20 protein-coding genes are annotated in these 20,184 nt (G+C 63.0%); 6 read left to right on the plus strand and 14 right to left on the minus strand.

Annotated features, from left to right (window positions below):
* Positions 1 to 21: 21 nt before the first annotated feature.
* From M1D89_RS15545 to truB, 6 genes are all read right to left on the minus strand, one after another.
* The gene (locus M1D89_RS15545) at positions 22 to 2,274 is read right to left on the minus strand and encodes a polyribonucleotide nucleotidyltransferase (RefSeq protein WP_498644814.1); all 2,253 of its coding nucleotides are present in this window, start codon (positions 2,272 to 2,274) and stop codon (positions 22 to 24) included.
* 239 nt (positions 2,275 to 2,513) lie between these two features.
* The gene (gene rpsO / locus M1D89_RS15550) at positions 2,514 to 2,783 is read right to left on the minus strand and encodes a 30S ribosomal protein S15 (protein ID WP_017198030.1); all 270 of its coding nucleotides are present in this window, start codon (positions 2,781 to 2,783) and stop codon (positions 2,514 to 2,516) included.
* Between the two features lie 159 nt (positions 2,784 to 2,942).
* A complete protein-coding gene (locus M1D89_RS15555) occupies positions 2,943 to 3,926 on the minus strand; it encodes a bifunctional riboflavin kinase/FAD synthetase (RefSeq protein ID WP_498644817.1) in 984 nt (327 codons plus the stop codon).
* Between the two features lie 89 nt (positions 3,927 to 4,015).
* Positions 4,016 to 4,468 carry a hypothetical protein gene (locus M1D89_RS15560; protein ID WP_498644819.1) on the minus strand — a complete coding sequence of 151 codons (453 nt, stop codon included), beginning with the start codon at positions 4,466 to 4,468 and terminating at the stop codon, positions 4,016 to 4,018.
* A 2-nt stretch (positions 4,469 to 4,470) separates the two neighbouring features.
* A complete protein-coding gene (locus M1D89_RS15565; RefSeq protein ID WP_498644821.1) occupies positions 4,471 to 4,824 on the minus strand; it encodes a hypothetical protein in 354 nt (117 codons plus the stop codon).
* Positions 4,825 to 4,826: 2 nt separating this feature from the next.
* On the minus strand, positions 4,827 to 5,750 hold the full coding sequence (gene truB / locus M1D89_RS15570; protein ID WP_498644823.1) for a tRNA pseudouridine(55) synthase TruB: 924 nt from the start codon (positions 5,748 to 5,750) through the stop codon (positions 4,827 to 4,829).
* A 34-nt stretch (positions 5,751 to 5,784) separates the two neighbouring features.
* Between truB and M1D89_RS15575 the strand changes: the two genes are divergently transcribed.
* Complete coding sequence (locus M1D89_RS15575) at positions 5,785 to 6,939, plus strand: pyridoxal phosphate-dependent aminotransferase (RefSeq protein WP_498644825.1); 1,155 nt, start codon at positions 5,785 to 5,787, stop codon at positions 6,937 to 6,939.
* Positions 6,940 to 6,952: 13 nt separating this feature from the next.
* Here M1D89_RS15575 and M1D89_RS15580 read toward each other — a convergent pair whose 3' ends face one another.
* The 4 genes from M1D89_RS15580 to M1D89_RS15595 form a co-directional block, all read right to left on the minus strand.
* Positions 6,953 to 7,435: a nucleoside deaminase gene (locus tag M1D89_RS15580; RefSeq protein WP_498644827.1), complete on the minus strand. Its 483-nt coding sequence runs from the start codon at positions 7,433 to 7,435 to the stop codon at positions 6,953 to 6,955.
* Between the two features lie 75 nt (positions 7,436 to 7,510).
* A complete protein-coding gene (gene rbfA / locus M1D89_RS15585; protein WP_017198036.1) occupies positions 7,511 to 8,014 on the minus strand; it encodes a 30S ribosome-binding factor RbfA in 504 nt (167 codons plus the stop codon).
* Between the two features lie 77 nt (positions 8,015 to 8,091).
* Positions 8,092 to 10,977, minus strand: a complete 2,886-nt coding sequence (gene infB, locus M1D89_RS15590) for a translation initiation factor IF-2 (RefSeq protein ID WP_498644829.1) — start codon at positions 10,975 to 10,977, stop codon at positions 8,092 to 8,094.
* Between the two features lie 152 nt (positions 10,978 to 11,129).
* The gene (locus M1D89_RS15595; protein WP_498650967.1) at positions 11,130 to 11,384 is read right to left on the minus strand and encodes a YlxR family protein; all 255 of its coding nucleotides are present in this window, start codon (positions 11,382 to 11,384) and stop codon (positions 11,130 to 11,132) included.
* On the opposite strand from M1D89_RS15595, the gene M1D89_RS15600 reads away from it, so the two are divergent.
* On the plus strand, positions 11,304 to 11,567 hold the full coding sequence (locus tag M1D89_RS15600) for a hypothetical protein (protein WP_475039846.1): 264 nt from the start codon (positions 11,304 to 11,306) through the stop codon (positions 11,565 to 11,567). The genes M1D89_RS15595 and M1D89_RS15600 overlap by 81 nt on opposite strands.
* Before the next feature lie 100 nt (positions 11,568 to 11,667).
* Here M1D89_RS15600 and nusA read toward each other — a convergent pair whose 3' ends face one another.
* Together nusA and rimP are read right to left on the minus strand one after the other, a co-directional pair.
* Entirely contained in the window at positions 11,668 to 12,648 is a 981-nt protein-coding gene (gene nusA, locus M1D89_RS15605) for a transcription termination factor NusA (protein ID WP_011774271.1), read from the minus strand.
* On the minus strand, positions 12,648 to 13,259 hold the full coding sequence (gene rimP, locus M1D89_RS15610; protein ID WP_419203385.1) for a ribosome maturation factor RimP: 612 nt from the start codon (positions 13,257 to 13,259) through the stop codon (positions 12,648 to 12,650). The genes nusA and rimP overlap by 1 nt, the downstream gene beginning before the upstream one ends.
* A gap of 30 nt (positions 13,260 to 13,289) precedes the next feature.
* On the opposite strand from rimP, the gene M1D89_RS15615 reads away from it, so the two are divergent.
* From M1D89_RS15615 to M1D89_RS15625, 3 genes are read left to right on the plus strand one after another with little or no spacing between them, the layout of a single operon-like run.
* Positions 13,290 to 14,459, plus strand: coding sequence for a DUF4439 domain-containing protein (locus M1D89_RS15615; RefSeq protein WP_498644832.1), 1,170 nt, complete (start codon positions 13,290 to 13,292; stop codon positions 14,457 to 14,459).
* 51 nt (positions 14,460 to 14,510) lie between these two features.
* On the plus strand, positions 14,511 to 15,239 hold the full coding sequence (locus tag M1D89_RS15620; RefSeq protein ID WP_498644834.1) for a VIT1/CCC1 transporter family protein: 729 nt from the start codon (positions 14,511 to 14,513) through the stop codon (positions 15,237 to 15,239).
* 49 nt (positions 15,240 to 15,288) lie between these two features.
* Positions 15,289 to 16,296: an aminoglycoside phosphotransferase family protein gene (locus M1D89_RS15625; RefSeq protein ID WP_498650968.1), complete on the plus strand. Its 1,008-nt coding sequence runs from the start codon at positions 15,289 to 15,291 to the stop codon at positions 16,294 to 16,296.
* A 28-nt stretch (positions 16,297 to 16,324) separates the two neighbouring features.
* On the opposite strand, the gene M1D89_RS15630 is transcribed toward M1D89_RS15625, so the two are convergent.
* On the minus strand, positions 16,325 to 17,122 hold the full coding sequence (locus tag M1D89_RS15630) for a sulfite exporter TauE/SafE family protein (protein WP_498644836.1): 798 nt from the start codon (positions 17,120 to 17,122) through the stop codon (positions 16,325 to 16,327).
* Complete coding sequence (locus M1D89_RS15635; RefSeq protein WP_498644838.1) at positions 17,119 to 18,930, minus strand: proline--tRNA ligase; 1,812 nt, start codon at positions 18,928 to 18,930, stop codon at positions 17,119 to 17,121. Before M1D89_RS15635 ends, M1D89_RS15630 begins: the two co-directional genes overlap by 4 nt.
* A 502-nt stretch (positions 18,931 to 19,432) precedes the next feature.
* Here M1D89_RS15635 and M1D89_RS15640 point away from each other — a divergent pair.
* Positions 19,433 to 20,182: an ABC transporter ATP-binding protein gene (locus M1D89_RS15640; protein ID WP_498644840.1), complete on the plus strand. Its 750-nt coding sequence runs from the start codon at positions 19,433 to 19,435 to the stop codon at positions 20,180 to 20,182.
* The last annotated feature ends 2 nt before the right edge of the window (positions 20,183 to 20,184 follow it).

A 20,184-nucleotide genomic window follows, 5' to 3' on the forward strand; every position in this document is an offset into this window, starting at 1 on the left:
GCCGGGTGTACTGCTTACAGACTACTCTGCGGACTCTTCAGCGGCCTCGGCCGGAGCGTCCTCGGAGGCTGCTCCTTCTTCCTCGGCAACTACCGGGGAGAGGGAAAGCTTTCCGCGGTCGTCGATCTTGGTGATCTCGACCTGGACCTTCTGGCCAACGGAGACGACGTCATCAACGTTGTCCACGCGCTTGCCATTGGCCAGCTTGCGGAGCTCGGAGATGTGCAGCAGGCCGTCCTTGCCCGGGGTGAGGGAAACGAAAGCACCGAACGTGGTGGTCTTGACGACCGTACCCAAGTAGCGCTCACCGATTTCCGGCACCTGCGGGTTGGCGATGGCGTTGATGGCGGAACGGGCTGCATCTGCAGACGGACCGTTGGTGGCGCCAATGTAGACCGTGCCGTCATCTTCGATGGAGATGTCCGCGCCCGTGTCTTCCTGGATCTGGTTGATCATCTTGCCCTTGGGGCCAATGACCTCGCCGATCTTATCCACGGGGATCTTGACGGCGATGACGCGCGGCGCGAACTCGGAGAGCTCATCCGGGGTGTCGATCGCTGCGTTGATGACCTCAAGGATGTGGAGGCGGGCTTCGCGGGCCTGCTTCAGTGCTGCTGCCAGCACGGAAGCGGGAATGCCGTCAAGCTTGGTGTCCAGCTGGATGGCCGTGACGAACTCGGACGTACCGGCAACCTTGAAGTCCATGTCACCGAATGCGTCTTCGGCGCCGAGGATATCGGTCAGGGCTGCGTAGCGGGTCTGACCGTCAACCTGGTCGGAAACCAGGCCCATGGCGATACCGGCGACAGCTGCCTTCAGCGGCACACCTGCGTTAAGCATGGAGAGCGTCGAAGCACAGACCGAACCCATGGACGTCGAGCCGTTGGAACCGAGGGCCTCGGATACCTGGCGGATGGCGTACGGGAACTCTTCACGGGTAGGCAGAACCGGTACCAGGGCGCGCTCAGCGAGGGCACCGTGGCCGATTTCGCGGCGCTTCGGGGAACCGACGCGGCCGGTTTCACCGGTGGAGTACGGCGGGAAGTTGTAGTTGTGCATGTAGCGCTTGCGCGTTACCGGCGACAACGAGTCGATCTGCTGCTCCATCTTGAGCATGTTCAGCGTGGTGACACCCATGATCTGGGTTTCGCCGCGCTCGAAGATCGCGGAACCGTGAACGCGGGGCAGAACCTCTACCTCGGCGGTCAGCTGGCGGATGTCCGTCAGGCCACGGCCGTCGATGCGGACCTGGTCCTTGAGGATGCGCTGGCGCACAACGTGCTTGGTGACCGAGCGGAAAGCTGCGGACAGTTCCTTCTCGCGGCCTTCGAACTGGCCGGCAAGTGAGCCAAGGACCTCATCCTTGAGCTCGTCGGAGGCGTTATCGCGGTCCTGCTTGTCAGCGATCTGGAAGACAGCAGCCAGCTTGTCAGCGGCAGCGGCTTCAACGGCTGCATAGACATCGTCCTGGTAGTCCAGGAAGACCGGGAACTCAACCGTGGGCTTGGCAGCGCGGGCTGCCAGGTCTGCCTGTGCTTCACAGAGTGCCTTGATGAACGGCTTGGCAGCCTCGAGGCCTTCGGAAACAACATCTTCGGTAGGAGCGGTTGCGCCCTGTTCCTTAATGAGGTTCCAGGAGTTGTCCGTGGCTTCGGCTTCAACCATCATGATGGCGACGTCGTCACCGGCGATGCGGCCGGCAACAACCATGTTGAACACGGCGTTCTCAAGCTGGGAGTGCTTGGGGAAGGCGACCCACTGTGAACCCTGTTCGTCGGCGATGAGGGCGACGCGGACGCCACCGATCGGGCCGGAGAACGGGAGACCGGAAAGCTGCGTGGACATCGAGGACGCGTTGATGGCGACGACGTCGTAGAGCTCATCCGGGTTGATGGCCAGAACTGTAACCACGATCTGAACCTCGTTGCGCAGGCCCTTCACGAAGGCGGGGCGCAGCGGGCGGTCCATCAGGCGGCAGGCCAGGATGGCTTCCGTGGAGGGGCGGCCTTCGCGGCGGAAGAACGAACCCGGGATACGGCCGGCAGCGTACATACGCTCTTCGACATCAACCGTCAACGGGAAGAAGTCGAAACCTTCGCGCGGCTGCTTGCCCGCGGTGGTTGCCGAGAGCAGTGCGGTGTCTTCGTCGATGTAGACCATCGAGGCGCCGGCTGCCTGCTTGGCAAGGCGGCCGGTTTCGAAGCGAATAACTCGCTTGCCGAAACGTCCGTTGTCGATAATGGCTTCGGAGAACTGGATTTCGGGACCCTCCATAGAGAGTCACCTCCGTTTCTGTTAGCGGAAGTCCGCCGCATCAACCCAGGCCTCTTCTTTATTCCTGGCCTGTACGACACCCGGTCATCGATCGAGATCCACGGGCTCATCGTCACAGATGGTTTCCCGGGAATCACTACCGAGGACCGCGAATGCGCGATGCGGTTGATTCCTGTTTTTAGTTGTTGGTAAAGAAGGCGGCCCGTTCCGATAAGGAGCGGGCCGCCCCTAAAGGCAGACTAGCGGCGCAGGCCGAGACGCTCGATGAGCGCACGGTAGCGGGCGATGTCAGTGTTCTTCAGGTAGGAAAGCATGCGCTTGCGACGACCAACCATGGCCAGCAGACCGCGCTGGGTGTGGAAGTCGTGCTTGTGCTCCTTCATGTGCTCAGTCAGATCCTTGATCCGCTGAGTCAGGACTGCAACCTGCACCTCGGGCGAACCGGTGTCGCCTTCAGAGGTTGCGTATTCCTTGATGATGGACTGCTTTACAGCGGCGTCAAGTGCCACGTGAACTCCTAGAGTTGTGCCGTGCCTCCCGGTGCAGCGCCTCGCTGACGGGTTGTCCTTGGTACGTTGCCGCACACAAAAACAGGTCCAGCCGCCACGGACTGCAGCCGGATCCACTCATCAGTTTACCGGCACGTCAGCAGTGTTGTCGAAATGCCCCTAGTGCCGGGTCAACAGCTCATGCGCCTGGGCTACGTCCAGGCACATTTGTTCGACCAACGCTTCCGGTCCCCGGTAGGCCACCATGCCCCGCAGGCGTTGCGTAAATTCGACTGCAACGGTCTGCCCGTAGAGGTCGAAGTCTTCAACGTTCTCTTCAGGACGGTCGATCACGTGTGCCTCAACTTGTCGGCTCACCCCATCAAACGTGGGGTTGGAGCCAACGGAAATGGCGGCGGGCCACCGAGTGCCGGCCTGGTCGATCAGCCACCCGGCATAGATGCCATCCGCCGGGACGTAACCGGTGGAATCGTGGGAAAGGTTGGCAGTAGGGAAACCAAGATCCCGGCCACGGGCAGCACCGTGCACCACTTCCCCGCGCATGCGGTGTGGCCGGCCCAGTACAGCGGCAGCTGTAACTACGTCACCTTCGGACAAGGCCTCCCTCACCCAAGTGGAGGAACAGCGGCGGTCAGCATCGCCGTCGTCGTGGACCGGAAAGCCTCCCGCGCCGTATTCATTGACAACCTGTACGCCGAAGCCGAGCTGGTCACCCAGCTCCTGCATGGTGACTACGTCGCCTGCATTGCCGGCGCCGAAGCGGAGGTCGTGCCCCACGACGAGGTGTGCGGCGTGAAGTCCGTCGAGAAGGATCTCCCGGACAAACTCCAACGGAGTCATTGCAGCGAGGTCCAAGGTGTACTTCATCACCAGGACAGCATCCACCCCGGTATCGCCGAGGGCCTCAAGTTTGTCCTGAAGCCCCATGATGAGCTCCGGAGCAGAATCCGGCCTGTGCACCTGCGCGGGGTGGGGATCGAACGTCACGGCAACCGACGGAATGTTGTGCAGCTTTGCTGTATCGGTCAACTGCGACAGGACGTGCTGGTGGCCACGATGGACGCCGTCAAAGTTCCCGATGGTAACGACAGTAGGTCCGAAGTCCTTGGGGACTTCGGTGGGATCGTTCCAGATGTGGACCATCAACCTCGCCTTTTTACTGCAGATGTTCGTTGCGCCCGGCAACCTCCCGGCGCCGGAACATTCTAAGGTTACCCGCTAGGGTGTTTGACTCAGGACGGCCGGCGTTTGTTGAGCCAAAGAAGGCCAAGGATCGGCAGGACCAGCGGGACAAAGCCATAACCGCGGCCAAAGAGGGACCATACAGTGTCGTGCGGGAATGCAACAGGATCAAAGAGGCTGATTGCACCAACTACCAGCACCCCCACAAGTTCAGTAAGCACGGCGGCCACGGAAACCTTGAACCAGGTCCGGCCCGGCTTTGCGAGCGAGATGGTGGCCACAATGTAAACGACGGCGGCGAACGCCGACAGGATGTGCGCCAACGGAGCTTCGGCGAACTTGGTGGCGATCTGGTAGCCGGCACGTGCCGTTGCGGACAACGCGAAGACGGCGTAGACCGCGATCAGCAGGCGTCCGGGCCCTGTGTTCCGGGTGTCTTTCTGCCCCGACTGCCGGTTTGCCGGGTTGGTCTCGGTTCCAGTCACGTTGTGTTCTTCCTTCATGGTCAGTACCAGATCTGGTTCATGCGTGCGGCCATTACCAGTGCGGTAACGCCCACCGCAGCAAGGACGAAGTTGCTCCAGCGGGTTCGTTCAAGGATGGCCCAATAGACGGCCCCCAAAGGAATCATCAGGGCAACAATGAGGTAACCCCAGAATTCCCATGCTTCACCGGCCATCTGCTCACCCATGGCAACGCGGACGATCGAGCCCACCAAATACACCACCAGGACAAGCTCGACGGCGAGTACGGAAAAGATGGTGGGGTCGTTCGGGGCTTTCTTCATCAGGCCGGCCACGATGCACATGATCGTGGACACCAATCCGACGATGAGGATGGCGTAAAAATATCCGTCCATGCCTATTTTGCCTGCCCTGTTCCAGTTCCCGGGGCAAAGACCAGCACCGGTTTAGCGAAGCTGCCCGTGTCTGCAAGCAGTGCCACGAGCTCCCCCGACGGCGCGAATGCTGCGGCAGGCTTTTCAACCGTGGCGGCGTCCGGCGTCCCTGCTCCCGGCCCGGCCGCGATGCGGCGACCAAAGGAGATTTCGGTGGTTTCTTCCTCGCTCAGCTCCCTGTTGGGCATCAGTGAGCGTGCCGCCAGGGACATCTCCAGCACCTCGAGATCTTCTGCCAGCTCCTCGAGCGTGCGCGCTTGATCGAGGGAGTAAGGGCCAACTTGGGTCCTGCGCAGGGCTGTGAGATGCCCACCGACGCCCAAGGCGTTGCCGAGGTCCCGGGCCAGCGCCCTGATGTACGTACCGGAAGAACATTCAACAGTGACGTCGACGTCAACTACCCTGCCGGCGTCGATCCTGGTGATGGAGTGGACATCGAAGCGGTGGATGGTGACCGGACGAGCCGCGAGCTTGACCTCTTCACCCGAGCGGACGCGGGCGTAGGAGCGTTCGCCGTTGACCTTGATGGCGCTGACGCTGCTGGGAACCTGTTGAATGGGCCCGGTGAGCGCGGCGACACCAGCGGCAACGGCGTCGTAAGTAACGTCCGCTGCGGTGCGGGCCTCCGTGACTTCGCCCTCGGCGTCGTCGGTGATGGTGGTTTCGCCGAGCCTGATAGTGGCGGTGTACGTCTTGGACGTGCCCACGATGTAGGTCAGCAGGCGCGTGGCCTTGTTGATGCCGAGCACCAGAACGCCGGTGGCCATAGGATCAAGCGTGCCGGCGTGGCCCACTTTCCGGGTGCCGGCCAGCCGCCGCATCCGGCCAACCACGTCGTGGCTGGTCCATCCCTGCGGTTTGTCAACGATTACCAGTCCAGAAAGCACGCTTACCAGTATATGGGTGGCTAGGATGGCTCCCATGCCTGAGCTTGCCGCACATGTCCGCGACGTCCCCGTGAACCAGATCCGTGAGATCACCGAAGCTGCGTGGTCCACCCCCGGAGCAATCGTCCTCAGCATCGGGGAGCCGGGCTTTGCGCTACCCCGGCATATCCTCGACGCCGGCATTGACTGCCTGGACCGCGATGAGACCAACTACACACCCAACGCCGGGATTCCAGCCCTCCGCGAAGCCTTTGCCGCCCGCTTCCGCGAACAGCAAAGGGTGGATATCGGCGCGGAGCGTGTGTACGTAGTGGACGGCGCCCAGCAGGGGCTGCACTTCGCCATGAGCCTCCTTCTCTCCCCCGGCGACGAGATTCTCCTCCCTAATCCCGGCTACCCCACCTTCGCCATGACCAGCAGGCTGCTGCACGCCGTGCCGGTGCAGTATCCGCTTTATCCGCAGAACGATTTCCAGCCGCGCATCGAGGACATCGAGGCCCTCATCACGCCAAAGACCCGCGTCCTCATGTTGAACTCCCCGTCCAATCCCCTGGGCGCCGTCTTCAGCGAGGAATCCACGCGCCACTTGGTGGAGCTTGCCGTTCGCCATGACCTCTGGATCATCTCTGACGAATGCTATGAGGCCTTCACTTTCGATGTCCCCCATGTCAGCCCTGCGCGCTTCGACAGCGACGTCGCCGGCGAAGCCCGGGTCTTCACTTCCCTGACACTGTCCAAGACCTATGGGCTAACAGGACTTCGGATTGGAGCGTTGATCTGCCCACCCGGGTTGGAACGGAAGATGAACAACGTCATGGAGTCAATCGTTTCCTGCGTAGCGTCTCCTTCCCAGTACGCCGCCTTGGCGGCCCTGACAGGCCCGCAGGACTATGTTTCCCAGGCTCGCGACCACTATCGGAGTAACCGGGATTCAGCCTCAGCCATTTTGGCGAAGAAAGGAATTCCGTTCCTGGGCGCTCAGGGGGCTTTCTATCTGTGGGCTGACGTCTCGCATGTGAGCGGCGGGGATGTCAGGACCTGGGTCCGGGCCTTTCTGGCTGAGTCCGGAGTGTCCTTCGCTCCGGGGACGGCATTCGGCTCGATCGGCGAGGGCTGGATCAGGATAGCCCTCTGTGGGGACCAACAAGACCTGCTCGACGGCGTCAGCCGCCTCCCAGCCAAGGTCTAGTTCGCGCGCTTCCTCAGTAGGCCGTACGTCGCGCGTGGTTCCGCCACGCGTCGAAGGGTTCATCGGAAGCGGCCAGCTCGGCATGCTCCACGGGCAGCAGTTCTGGTCTGGTGCCTGCGAAATACTCATAGAACACAGCGTCGTCGAAGCCCGCCCTGGCCGCGCCGTGCCGATCTGCCGCGAAGTAGACGTGTCCGATCCTGGCCCAAAGTGTGGCGGATAAGCACAGCGGGCATGGCTCACAGCTGGCGTAGAGAACGGAGCCCGTGAGGTCGAACCTCTTGCTTGCAGCTGCGGCCCGGCGAATCGCCACCACTTCGGCATGTGCTGTGGGATCGTGGTCCCGCGTTACCCGGTTGACTCCCTCATGGACGGTTCCGTCCGGGGTGACCACGACGGCGCCGAAGGGGCCGCCGCCGTCGGAAACGTTTTGCACGGCCAGCTTGATGGCCAGGTTCAGGTATTCATCACGTTGCTGAGCACTGTGCGGCGACATGCTCCCGATCATAGCGAGTTTGAGTACAGCAAATGCCCCTAAGAAGGCTTCTTAGGGGCATCAGCTGCACAAAAACTAGCGGTTGGCGTCTTCGTCGAGTTCGTTATCGCCGGAGAGGTCAGTGTCCTCTTCGTCGAAGTCGTCCTCGTCGAGGTCCTCCGGAGAGTCGCCCTTGTAAGGGTCTGCCTCGCCTGCGTGCTTGGCACTGGCAGCCAAAGCGGCTACCTCTGCGTCGCGACGTTTGGCTTCACGGAGGAGCTCCTCAAGGTTGGAGGCATTGACCGGAATCTGGTCAGCCACGAACTCGAGTGTCGGAGTGAGGCGAACAGTAATGTTGCGGCCGACTTCCTGGCGCAACACACCCTTGGCCTTCTCCAGCGCCCTGGCAGCATCTGCTTGGGCTACGTCGTCACCAAAAACGGTGTAGTAGATGGTGGCGTGCTGAAGGTCGTTGGTGACGCGGGCGTCCGTGACCGTGATGGACTCGACGCGAGGATCCTTGACCCGGCGTCCAAGGGCCTCAGCGACGACGACCTTTATCCGCTGTGCCAGCTTGGCAGCGCGTGCGGGATCAGCCATGACTTCCTCCTGGAAAGTAGAAAAGGGGAAGGAACGGGTCCGCCGGGGCAACCCGACGGACCCGTTCCAAACGGAACCTAGCTACGCGGCTTTTCGCGCATTTCGAAGGTCTCGATGATGTCACCTTCAGTGATGTCATTGAAGGAGCCAAGACCGATACCACACTCGAAGTCGGTGCGGACTTCGGTGGCGTCATCCTTGAAGCGCTTGAGCGTCTCAACGGTGAGGTTGTCACCGATGACCTTGCCGTCGCGGCTGACACGTGCCTTGGTGTTACGGCGGATGATGCCCGTGCGGACGATCGAGCCGGCGATGTTTCCGAACTTGGAAGAACGGAAGACTTCGCGAACCTCGGCAGTACCGAGCTGGACTTCTTCGTATTCCGGCTTGAGCATGCCCTTGAGGGCCATCTCGATGTCATCGATTGCTGCGTAGATGACCGAGTAGAAGCGCATATCCACGCCTTCACGGTCGGCCAGTTCGGCAACACGCTCGGCCGGCTTGACGTTGAAGCCGATGATGATGGCGTTGTCCACCGTGGCGAGGTTGACGTCGTTCTGCGTGATGGCACCCACACCGCGGTGGATGACACGAAGCTGAACGTCGTCGTCTCCGACGTCGATCTTGAGCAAGGCGTCTTCGAGGGCTTCCACGGCACCGGACACGTCACCCTTGAGGATGAGGTTAAGGGTGTCGATCTTGCCTTCGGCAACGGCCTGGTCAAAGTCTTCCAGGCTGATGCGCTTGCGACGCTTGGCCAGTGCAGCGTTGCGGTCGGCAGCTTCACGCTTCTCAGCGATCTGGCGGGCCGTACGCTCGTCAGGGGTCACCAGGAAGGTGTCACCTGCACGCGGCACGTTGGACAGGCCGAGGACCTGGACCGGGCGGGACGGCAGTGCGACATCGAGTGCCTCGCCGTTCTCGTCGAACATGGCGCGAACGCGGCCGTGAGCCGTACCGGCCACGATCGTGTCGCCCACTGCCAGGGTTCCGGACTGCACCAGGACCGTAGCAACGGCACCGCGGCCCTTGTCGAGGTTCGCTTCGATGGCAATGCCTCGAGCGTCCTTGTCCGGGTTGGCGCGCAGATCCAGTGCGGCATCGGCCGTCAGCAGGACAGCGTCGATCAGCTCGTCGATGTTGAGGTTCTGGCGGGCAGAGACCTCAACGAACATGGTGTCGCCACCGTATTCTTCGGGAACCAGGCCGTACTCAGTCAGCTGACCCTTGACCTTGTCCGGGTTGGCGCCTTCCTTGTCGATCTTGTTCACGGCGACGACGATCGGCACGTTTGCTGCCTGGGCGTGGTTGAGTGCTTCCACCGTCTGCGGCATAACGCCGTCGTCGGCTGCGACAACCAGGATCGCGATGTCGGTGACCTTGGCACCACGTGCACGCATGGCCGTGAAGGCCTCGTGACCGGGGGTGTCAATGAAGGTGATATCGCGGGCCGTGCCCTCGTGGACGTGGCTGATCTGGTAAGCACCAATGTGCTGGGTGATGCCACCGTGCTCGCCGGCCACAACGTTCGAGTTGCGGATAGCGTCCAACAGGCGGGTCTTACCGTGGTCAACGTGACCCATGACGGTGACAACCGGTGCACGGGCCTCGAGGACGTCGTCGCCTTCGGCGTCGAGTTCATCCTGGATGTTGATGTCGAACTGGTCCAGCAGCTCGCGCTCTTCATCCTCGGGTGAAACAACCTGGAGCTTGTAGCCGAGTTCGGCGCCAAGCAGTCCGAAGGTGTCTTCGTCGAGGGATTGCGTAGCCGTTGCCATCTCACCGAGGTGGAACAGCACGGTTACCAGCGATGCGGGGTTCGCATCAATCTTCTCGGCAAAGTCCGTGATGGACGAGCCACGACGCAGGCGGATGATGGTCTCGCCGTCACCGCGGGGTACTGATACGCCGCCCAGTGACGGAGCACTCATCTGCTCCAGTTCCTGGCGCTTGGCACGCTTCGACTTGCGCTGCTTGCCACGGCCGGCGCCGCCCTTACCGAAGGCACCCTGGGTGCCACCGCGACCGCGGCCACCCTTACCGAAGCCACCGCCGGCGGGAGCTCCGCCACCGGTACCTGCACCAGGTGCGCCACCGGGACGACCGGGGCCGCCACCGGGACGGCCTGCGCCACCCGGACGGCCTGCGCCACCGGGAGCCGGACGCTCAGTGCGGTTGGGCATCATGCCCGGAGTAGGACGGTTTCCGGCACCCGGACCGCCGGCGGGACGCGGTGCGCCCGGACGGGGTGCACCGGGACGCGGTGCGCCCGGACGGGGTCCACCGGTACCTGCTGCGGGACGGGGTCCGCCTGCGCCAGCCGCGGGACGGGGGCCACCGGGGCGTTCGCCATCGTTGCGGCGTTCGCCTCGGGGCATGCCCTGGGACGGTGCAAACGGGTTGTTACCCGGACGCGGCGGACGGTCTCCGTCGCCACCACGGCCGCGGGGCATGCCCTGGGACGTAGCAAACGGGTTGTTGCCCGGACGGGGACCGCCGGGACGCGGAGCCTGGCCACCTTGACGTGCCGGAGCCGGAGTCTCTGCCTTGGGGGCAGGACGGGCGCCGGGCTTGGCCGAAACCGAGGTGGATGCGGCAGGAGCCGCAGGGGCCGCCGGCGCTGGTGCTGCCGGTGTAGAGGCCGCCGGAGCTGCCGGTGTAGAGGCGGCCGGAGCTGCCGGAGCGGAGGCTGCAGGCGCCGGGGCGGGAGCCTTCGGCGCTGCAGGACCCGGTGCCGGAGCTGCCGGACGGGATGCTGCGGGAGCTTTGGGGGCTGCAGCGGGTGCGGCGGCTTTCGCAGCGCCGGCACCCGGGTAGGCGTCGCGAAGCTTCTTCACGACGGGGGCCTCAATGGTTGAAGAGGCGGAGCGAACGAATTCGCCCAATTCCTGCAGTTTGGTTACTGCATCTTTGGAAGTAATACCGAGCTCTTTGGCGAGCTCATGTACGCGGACCTTGGCCACATTTCTCCTGTCTCGGTCCGCACCGAGCCAGGCACGAACCGTCTACTTCTTACTGCGGGCCTTCGCCGCTTGCGCGATTGAAAGGCCCATTGCAGAGCGCAACAAAGTTGTCATCGTTACGCACTCATCGCTGGGAACTCATCGGGTTTCCATCAGTTTTCTGACCCGCTTTCAGGTTTGGACGGTTTTCCTGTGGCGGCCTGAGCCTCCACAAGTGGCGTACCGGACATCAGGTATCGTTCCACGGCGCCTATATCCGAAGCACCCGTAAGGGCCCTTCCAAAAGCTCGCCGCTTGATCGCCAATGCCAAGCACTTTTTGCTGGGGTGCAGCCACGCACCCCTGCCGGCCATCCGGCGTCGTTCATCCACCAGGACAGCGGACGAACCGCTGCCTTGGGCGACCAGCCGGACAAGCTCGGACCGGGAGCCTTGCTTCCGGCATCCGATGCACGTGCGAACAGGCCCGTGGCCATGTTCAAGCAGTTCAGCCACGACGTGTCCAACCTGCCTTACGCTACTGGCACCCGACGGGCCCCGGTCCTGCGCATGCAGCTGAGGCACGCCAAAGCGCGCGGATACCGGACGTAAGCCCGGTTCCATCTAGTCTAGCCCCCCGGCCCCGGACTCCCGAAACCAAGCACGCCGCCAGCGCGGCGCGGAACCGGCGGCGTGGCCGCCGGTTGAACTGCTAGTCCGTCTTGGCCGGAGCAGCGTCCGAGACAATATCAATGCGCCAGCCGGTCAGCTTGGCTGCGAGTCGGGCGTTCTGGCCCTCTTTCCCGATCGCCAGTGAAAGCTGGTAATCGGGCACAACCACACGGGCGGAACGGGTGGACTCATCAGTGATAGTGACAGAATTCACTCGCGACGGCGACAATGAGTTGGCGATGAAGGTCGCGGGATCGTCACTGAAGTCGACGATGTCGATCTTTTCGTCGTTGAGTTCGGTCATGACTGCCCGGACACGGGAACCCATTTCACCGATGCAGGCACCCTTGGCGTTCACGCCGGGAGTGTTCGCCTTAACGGCAATCTTGGTGCGGTGACCGGCTTCGCGGGCCAGGGCCACGATCTCCACGGAATGGTCCGCAATTTCCGGAACTTCCATTTCGAACAGCTTCCGGACCAGGCCGGGGTGCGAGCGGGACAACGTGATTGATGGGCCTTTAGCACCACGGTGTACGTCCACCACGAAGGCACGCAAACGGCTTCCGTGGAGGTACTTCTCACCAGGAACCTGCTCGGGCGGCGGCAGCAACGCTTCCACAGCTCCAAGGTTGACCTGAATCATGTGCGGGTTGTTGCCCTGCTGGATCATGCCGGCAACAAGCTCGCCTTCACGGCCCTTGAACTCGCCCAGCACATTGTCGTCTTCCACGTCGCGAAGACGCTGCAAGATGATCTGGCGGGCGGTGCTGGCGGCGATGCGACCGAACCCGGCCGGCGTGTCCTCGAACTCACCGATGGGCTCGCCGTCGTCGTCGATTTCCGTGGCCCAGATGGTCACGTGACCGCTCTTGCGGTCCAGTTCAGCGCGGGCCTTTTCGAAGGCACCGGGCGTCTTGTGGTACGCCACCAGCAGCGCCTGCTCGATGGTGGGAATCAGGAGATCCAGCGGGATTTCACGCTCACGCTCCAGGAGTCTCAGTGCGCTCATGTCAATATCCATTAGGCCTCCTCGGAAGGTCCGTTGTGCTCGTCTTCCAGCGCAGCCTCGTGGAGGTGGCTGAATTCAATCTCGACTTTTCCTTGGCGGATCCTGTCGAAAGGAATAGTGATGGGTTCGCCCTGCTTGGGCTTCATGCCCTTCTTGACCTCGTGCTCCGGGATGAGCGTCACTGCGTCATCGCCAACCGAGGCGATGCGGCCCAGGAGGTTATCCCCTTGGATGACGTTGACCCTGACCATGCGGCCGCGGGCGCGGTGCCAGTGACGCGGTTCGGTCAGGGGACGACCTACTCCCGGGGAAGAAACCTCAAGGTCGTACGGACGGCCATCGTCATGGGGATCGTTGTCCAGAATATCGGACAGCCCGCGGGAGACCTCCGCGATGGCGTCAAGGCTGACGCCCCCGGTCTCTTCCTGCGGAAGGTCCACGACGACGTGGACCGTGCGGTGTGAACCGGCAACGTGGATGGAAACATCCTCGAGGTAGAGCCTGCTGGCAAGGACAGCCGGTTCAAGCAGCGCCTTAAGCCTGCTCTCTTCCGGGTTGTGGATGGTGGCCGTTGAGTTCGATTCAGAACGGTCTGTTGAAGTCGTGGCTTCCGAGTCACTCACGTTGCCCGCCGCCTCCCGATAGATGTTGTTGTGACTACTAGCCTAACGATTTTCCCGGCAACATGGTGCACGGACTTCCCCGTCCACGTGACACCATGGTCTGTTGTGAACGGGCAGACAAGCGAAAAAAGACGAACACCACCCTGGGGCCGGGTTTTGCTGGTTGCCGTGGTGGCGCTGCTTGTTGCGGGTACCGGAATGGTGCTGATTCCGCGTGATTCCGGCACTCCCCCGGCGGTTCCCTTCTCCGAAACCGCCCGCGTCGCGGCGCTGGAGGACACGCAGCGGTTGCGGGAATCAGCCACCTTACTGGCGGAGGCGTCTGCTTCTGATGCCGGAAAGCCGACGCTCGGCGACGCTGTGACTTTGCTGACAACCCATGCGCAGGCTCTGCAGGGCCCCAATGGTGTCACGTCCCGCGGCCCGTCGTCCGCTGTTCCGGCCACTGCTGATCAAGAGAGTGCAGCCAAACCAACCAGCCGCGCATCTTTTCTGACCGGGTTGGCCGCCAGCGGGCAGAAGCGACTGGACGATGCCCGTGAGGCCGACGGCGGGATCGCCCGCCTGCTCGCCGCCGTCGGTACCGCCCAGCTGCTTCAGGCGGAAAGTCTGGCCGCGGAGTGGCAGCTGCCGCTGCCACTCACGACAGCGGCGTCCGACACGGGAGCTACTACGGCGACGCCATTGGCGGCCTCCTGTCCGTCAGTGAGCCCGACCCCGGAGCCGACATCCGCTTCTACCGACACCGCCCTGGCTGCGGTGGTTCGCTCGCAGCAGGAAGCGATCTACGTTTACCAGGTGGCACTGAAGCGGGTGGACACATCGAACTCGGCGGCTGCTGCCAAGTACTTGCAAATGCACGAGGTACTGCTCCAGCAGGCAGAATCGCTCATCAGCGTCAACTGCGCAGACGCGCCTGCCGGCGAGGCGGGCTACCGGCTGCCGGAACAGTTTGCCCAGGACCCTGCTGCTTTCCTGGGTTCCGTGGAACTTGCTTCCCTGCCTCGACTCGGTGATCTGGTGGCACTGTCTACGGATGAGACCCGGATGTGGGCCGTTGACTGCCTCCTGGCGGCTGCCCGTAGGAGCGCTGCCTGGGGAGCGCCGCTCCCTGCGTTGCCGGGACTCATGCTCGACGCCGGCGAGCTGCCTTCCCTGCCGACGCCCACTCCAGCCACTTCCACTTCCAACGGCGGATAGGCGAGCCTAGCCATGCTGGTCACGGCGGACTGCCAGTGATTGGCTTGATGCATGGCTTCCACAGAAACTGCCACCACGCACGAGAACGAACCCCACCGGGACGATCTGGCCCACCGCCTGAATTGGTTGCGGGCAGGAGTTCTGGGTGCCAATGATGGCATCGTGTCCGTCGCCGCGATTGTGGTGGGCGTAGCAGGCGCGACGACCAGTACGGGCAGTATCCTCGCCGCAGGCACCGCCGGCCTGGTGGGTGGCGCCATCTCCATGGCTTTGGGTGAATACGTGTCAGTCAGCAGCCAAAGCGACACGCAAAAAGCGTTGATCGAAAAAGAAAAACGAGAACTGGCGGAGCAACCGGAGGATGAACTCAGAGAGCTGGCCGCGATCTACGAGGCCAAAGGGCTCAGCACCAAGACAGCCCGGGCCGTTGCGCAGGAACTAACCGAACACGATGCGTTGGCCGCCCACCTCTCGGCCGAGCTGAATATCCATGAAGACGACATCGTCAGCCCTTGGAACGCCGCATTGGCTTCTGCCGTGGCATTCACCTTGGGAGCGGTGCTTCCGCTGCTGGCCATCCTGCTTCCTCCCCAGGAGATGCGGGTGCCTTTGACGTTCATCGCAGTTCTCCTGGCCTTGGCAATCACCGGCGCCGTTGGTGCATGGATAGGTGGCGCTTCCCGCTTCCGCGCGGCAGTCCGGGTAGTACTCGGCGGTGCTTTGGCGCTGGCCGCTACATTCTCGATCGGAACCCTGTTGGGAGCGAGCGGCGTTTTCTAGGAGGCTCGCGTTGACTCGGAGTTAGGCTGTTGGCGTGACCCTTCACGCGATGATTCCCATTCCGGGCGACCTCCACGCCCGGTACAACCGCGACTCAGCGGGCAGGGATTGGCTCGCCAGCCTCCCGGGGCTCATCTCCGGGGCTCTGGACCGTTGGCAGCTCTCGGTGGACCTTGCACCAGGCGCTGAGCCTTGGAATGGTCATGGAGCTTTGGTGGTCCCGGTTCTTCAGAACGGCACGCCCGCAGCCCTTAAGATCGCTTATCCCCATGAAGAAGCGCTGGTGGAGCGCCACGCGCTGGCGCTCTGGAATGGCCGCGGCGCGGTTCGCCTCCTCGCGTCCGACGCCGCAAGTTGCTCCATGTTGCTCGAACGCCTTGATGCCTCCCGCTGGCTCCAGGACGCCCCATTGGATAAAGCCAGGGACGTGTGGGGCGCGATCATGCGCAAGCTCTCGATCCAGCCTGATGACCGACTCGAGTGGCGGGCTTTCGAGCATGTTGCTGCGACCGCCGAGCGGTGGAGCGATGAACTCCCCGCAGAGTGGGAGCACTTGGACCGCCCCTTCCCCAGGTGGCTGCTGGAGGCGGCACTGGAGGTGTGCCAAACGCGCGGGGCCGTGGGACGCCGTTCCGGCACGGATGTCCTGGTGCACACTGACCTTCACTTCATGAATATCCTTGCCACCACAACTGCCGAAAGGCTGTCCCTCCGCGGAGACTATCTGGCCATAGATCCCCAACCACAGATAGGCGAGGCGGAGTTCGCCGCCGCCCCCATCCTGTGGAACCGCATCCACGACCTTCCGCGGACCGACCCGGAGGCCGGGTTGCTGGAGCGGTGCCAGGACTTCAGCCACGCCGCTGGATTGGACCCTGAAGTTGCCCGCCAATGGAGCATCGCCCGTGAGGTGGAGAATGCTCTGTGGTACGCCGCAAAGCCCGGACATGGAGGAGACCTTGCCCGCTCCTTATGGGTCGCCAGCACCCTCGCCGGCAGCACGCTGGCGGACCTGCCATCTCCCCATGATCTCCCCGATCCCGGCGAAGCGGCCTGACACCAAGGTCCTGCAGGCCGTAGCGGTCCTATGCTGCGAAGTTCTCATTCCAGACGTCCATGCCAAGTTTGATGATCAGCGCCGCCACCACCACCAGGAAAACGAGGCGTACAAACTTACTTCCCCTTGCCACGGCGGTCCTGGCCCCGAGATAGCCGCCCGCCATGTTAGCCAGACCCAGGACCAGTCCCACGCCCCAGAGCAATGAACCGTGCGGGAGGAAGAAGATCAAGGCTCCGGCATTGGTTGCCATGTTAACGATTTTGGCTTTTGCGCTGGCCTCGAGGAAGGCGTAACCCATCGCCGAAACGAGGGCAATCACCAGGAAGGAGCCAGTACCAGGGCCAATCAGACCGTCATAAAAGCCGATGACGGCACCGATGAGGCAGGCCACCACGTAATGCTTATGGCCATCGTGGCGGAGCGCTGTCAGTTCACCGGCGCTGGGACGCAAGGCAGTGAAAACAGCGACGGCGATCAGCGCCACCACAATGATCGGTTTAAAGACGCTGGGCGGAAGAGACGCGGCAAGGATGGCTCCACCGAAGCTCCCGGCGAGTGCGATGACCGCCATGGGAATCGCGGTCTTGAGATCCGGGCCGACGCGGCGGTAGTAGGTGACCGCGCTGGTGGTGGTCCCGAAGATGGAGCCCATCTTGTTCGTGGCCAAGGCCTGGACGGGCGTGATGCCGGGGACCAGCAGCAGGGCGGGGAGCTGAATCAGTCCCCCGCCCCCAACTACGGCGTCAACCCAGCCTGCTGCGAATCCGGCCACCACAATCAGGATGAGTGTGGTGAGCTGGATCGATTCGAAGCCGGAAATCACCGGGTTCGTACAGCGTTGACCACGTAATCCACGGCTTTGTCCACCGAAATGTTCTCGGCTTCACCACTGCGGCGGTCCTTGATTTCAACCACACCATCAACCAGCCCGCGCCCAACGGCCAGGATGGTGGGCACACCGACGAGTTCGGCGTCACCGAACTTCACGCCGGGAGATACCTTCGGGCGGTCGTCGAAAATGACATCCAAGCCGGCAGCTTCAAGCTCAGCCGAGAGCCTTTCAGCGGCTTCGAAGATCTCATCGCCACGGCCGACTGCCACAACGTGGACATCTGCCGGAGCCACGGAGCGCGGCCACACCAGGCCGCGGTCATCATGGTTTGCTTCGGCCAAGGCTGCGACAGCACGCGTCACGCCAACGCCGTATGAGCCCATGGTGACAACCTGCTGCTTGCCGTTCTGATCCAGGACCTTCAGGTCCAGGGCCTCAGCGTACTTGCGTCCAAGCTGGAAGATGTGGCCCATTTCAATACCGCGCGCGGTTTCAAGCGGTCCGGAACCGTCCGGGGCGGGATCGCCGGCACGCACGTCAGTGCTCTCGATGACGCCGTCCCATGTGAAGTCGCGGCCGGCGACCAGTCCGAAAACGTGCTTGCCCTCGGCATTGGCACCGGTCACCCAGCTGGTGCCGGAGACAACGCGGGGATCCACAAGGAAGAGCACCTTGGAGGATCCTTCAAGGCCAAGGACGGGCTCTTCGAGGGACAGGCCAGGCCCGATGTAGCCCTTGACCAGCCACGGCAGCTTCTTGAGGTCCTCTTCGTTGGCGGCCTCGAGGCCGATTTCGCCGGCGATGGGCAGGTGGGACCCGATATTGGCTTCCACGCGCTTGAGGTCCACGCCGCGGTCGCCGGGAACGCCGATAACTACGATCTGGCGCTCACCGGTGGGCAGCGTGACGGCCAGGACAACATTCTTGAGCGTGTCAGCGGCAGTCCAGGCGCCGCCGTCGGCCTCGCTGCGGGGAGCGAGTTGGTTGGCGGCGTCCACCAAAGTATCGATGGTGGGGGTGTTCGGGGTATCCAGGACCTCAGCGGCCGGAGCGTTGGTGAAGTCGATATCGTCCGGAACCACGGTGGTCACGGCTTCAACGTTGGCGTAGTAGCCACCGGCCGAGCGGACGAACGTGTCCTCGCCGATCTCGGTGGGGAACAGGAATTCCTCGCTCTTGGAGCCGCCCATTGCACCAGCGGTGGCGGCAACAGGAATGACTTCCAGGCCAAGGCGCGCAAAGATCTTCAGGTAAGCACCGCGGTGGGCGGCGTAGCTTGCGTCCAAGCCGGCGTCGTCAATGTCGAAGGAGTAGGAGTCCTTCATGATGAACTCGCGGCCACGGAGGAGTCCTGCCCGCGGACGCGCTTCATCGCGGTACTTGTTCTGGATCTGGTAGAGGCTCAGCGGCAGGTCTTTGTACGAGGAGTACAGGTCCTTGACCAGGAGCGTGAACATTTCCTCGTGCGTGGGGGCAAGGAGGTAGTCCGCACCCTTCCGGTCCTGGAGGCGGAACAGGCCTTCGCCGTATTCGGTCCAACGGTTGGTGGCCTCATAGGGCTCGCGGGGAAGCAGCGCCGGGAAGTGGACTTCCTGGGCTCCGATGGCGGACATTTCCTGGCGGATGATGTCCTCCACCTTCCGCAGGACACTCAACCCCAGCGGCAGCCACGTGTAGATGCCGGGTGCAGCGCGGCGGATGTAGCCGGCGCGCACCAGGAGCTTGTGGCTTGCGACCTCGGCGTCGACGGGATCTTCACGCAGGGTGCGCAGGAACAGCTGGGAAAGGCGAAGGACCACGGGTACGTATCCGTTTCTATGGCAGATGTGGCAAAAACAACTGCCTACTAATCTACCGGCTGCCGGCGGGGCCGCTTGAACCAAGCCGGATGGCGTCCGGGACAGCTTGAACACAGAAGAGCCACGCCGTCGCGTTTGGAAGCCCCTGGCCGCAAACGGCTGGTCATCCTGCGATGGCGTGGCTCAGCGGCCGGCCGGCCGCAGACTCTGTCCTGAGACTAGATCGCCGTTCCCTCCAGCGGAACGGGATCGCCTGCAGCTGGGAGGCGTTGATCGCTGCCGAACACGCGGATGGCACGGCCGCCGATGGCGCCCTTCAAGGTCTTGGTCATGATTCCCCCTGTACCACCCGCACCCCAACGACACGGCTTGGGAAGAACCTATGTGATAGCGGACACATTTTCAAGGACTCCCTTCGCTGGCGGGCCCCTTGACCTGCATCTTCGCTGGATCTAGTTTTAATTCATCAGTTGGTGAATTAATGGAGCCATCGGAGGCCCGTATGACACCTGCACCATTAGCCATCAAGGCGACGGGACTTCATGTCTCCCGTTCACGTACCAAGATCTTGCGAGGCCTGGACTTCACGGTTGACGCCGGACGCATCACCGGGCTCCTGGGCCCTTCGGGCAGCGGCAAAACGACACTCATGCGGGCTATCGTCGGCGTCCAGCGAATTACTCGGGGCACGGTTACCGTCCTCGGCCGGCCGGCAGGCACCCCACCGCTCAGGCACGACGTCGGATACGTCACCCAAGGCGGGAGCGTTTATGGAGACCTCAGCGTCGAAGCGAACGTTCGGTACTTCGGAGCCATGCACGGCGCAACGGCGGCTGATGCCGCGGAGGCAATTGCCGCCGTCGGGCTTCAGGAATTTTCCCGCCAGAAGGCGGCGGACCTGTCCGGCGGGCAATTCAGCCGGGTGTCCCTTGCCTGCGCGCTGGTGGCCCATCCGCGGCTTCTTGTCCTGGACGAGCCCACGGTGGGGCTGGATCCCGTACTCCGCGCCGAGTTGTGGGAGCGTTTCGCCGCCATGGCTGCTGGCGGAACCACCCTGCTGGTGTCCAGCCACGTCATGGAGGAAGCATCCCACTGCTCGTCACTGCTGCTGCTGCGCGATGGTCTTCTGCTGGCTCAGTTGACTCCTGCAGAACTGGCCGAACGAGGCCGGAGCGAGGATCTGGAACGGGCGTTCCTGACAATCATCAAAGCCGCGGAGCATGGCCAGGAAGAGAGCCAGGTGACTTCATGAAC

Source organism: Arthrobacter sp. D3-18, assembly GCF_054408525.1.

Bases quoted from the DNA above. Each gene is read 5' to 3' on its own strand.
- M1D89_RS15575 (WP_498644825.1), top strand. From the start codon at position 5,785: ATGCCTGAGCTTGCCGCACATGTCCGCGACGTCCCCGTGAACCAGATC.
- M1D89_RS15580 (WP_498644827.1), bottom strand. From the start codon at position 7,435: ATGTCGCCGCACAGTGCTCAGCAACGTGATGAATACCTGAACCTGGCC.
- rbfA (WP_017198036.1), bottom strand. From the start codon at position 8,014: ATGGCTGATCCCGCACGCGCTGCCAAGCTGGCACAGCGGATAAAGGTC.
- M1D89_RS15625 (WP_498650968.1), top strand. From the start codon at position 15,289: ATGATTCCCATTCCGGGCGACCTCCACGCCCGGTACAACCGCGACTCA.
- nusA (WP_011774271.1), bottom strand. From the start codon at position 12,648: ATGGATATTGACATGAGCGCACTGAGACTCCTGGAGCGTGAGCGTGAA.
- M1D89_RS15545 (WP_498644814.1), bottom strand. From the start codon at position 2,274: ATGGAGGGTCCCGAAATCCAGTTCTCCGAAGCCATTATCGACAACGGA.
- M1D89_RS15560 (WP_498644819.1), bottom strand. From the start codon at position 4,468: ATGAAGGAAGAACACAACGTGACTGGAACCGAGACCAACCCGGCAAAC.
- M1D89_RS15620 (WP_498644834.1), top strand. From the start codon at position 14,511: ATGGCTTCCACAGAAACTGCCACCACGCACGAGAACGAACCCCACCGG.
- M1D89_RS15555 (WP_498644817.1), bottom strand. From the start codon at position 3,926: ATGGTCCACATCTGGAACGATCCCACCGAAGTCCCCAAGGACTTCGGA.
- M1D89_RS15640 (WP_498644840.1), top strand. From the start codon at position 19,433: ATGACACCTGCACCATTAGCCATCAAGGCGACGGGACTTCATGTCTCC.
- M1D89_RS15565 (WP_498644821.1), bottom strand. From the start codon at position 4,824: ATGGACGGATATTTTTACGCCATCCTCATCGTCGGATTGGTGTCCACG.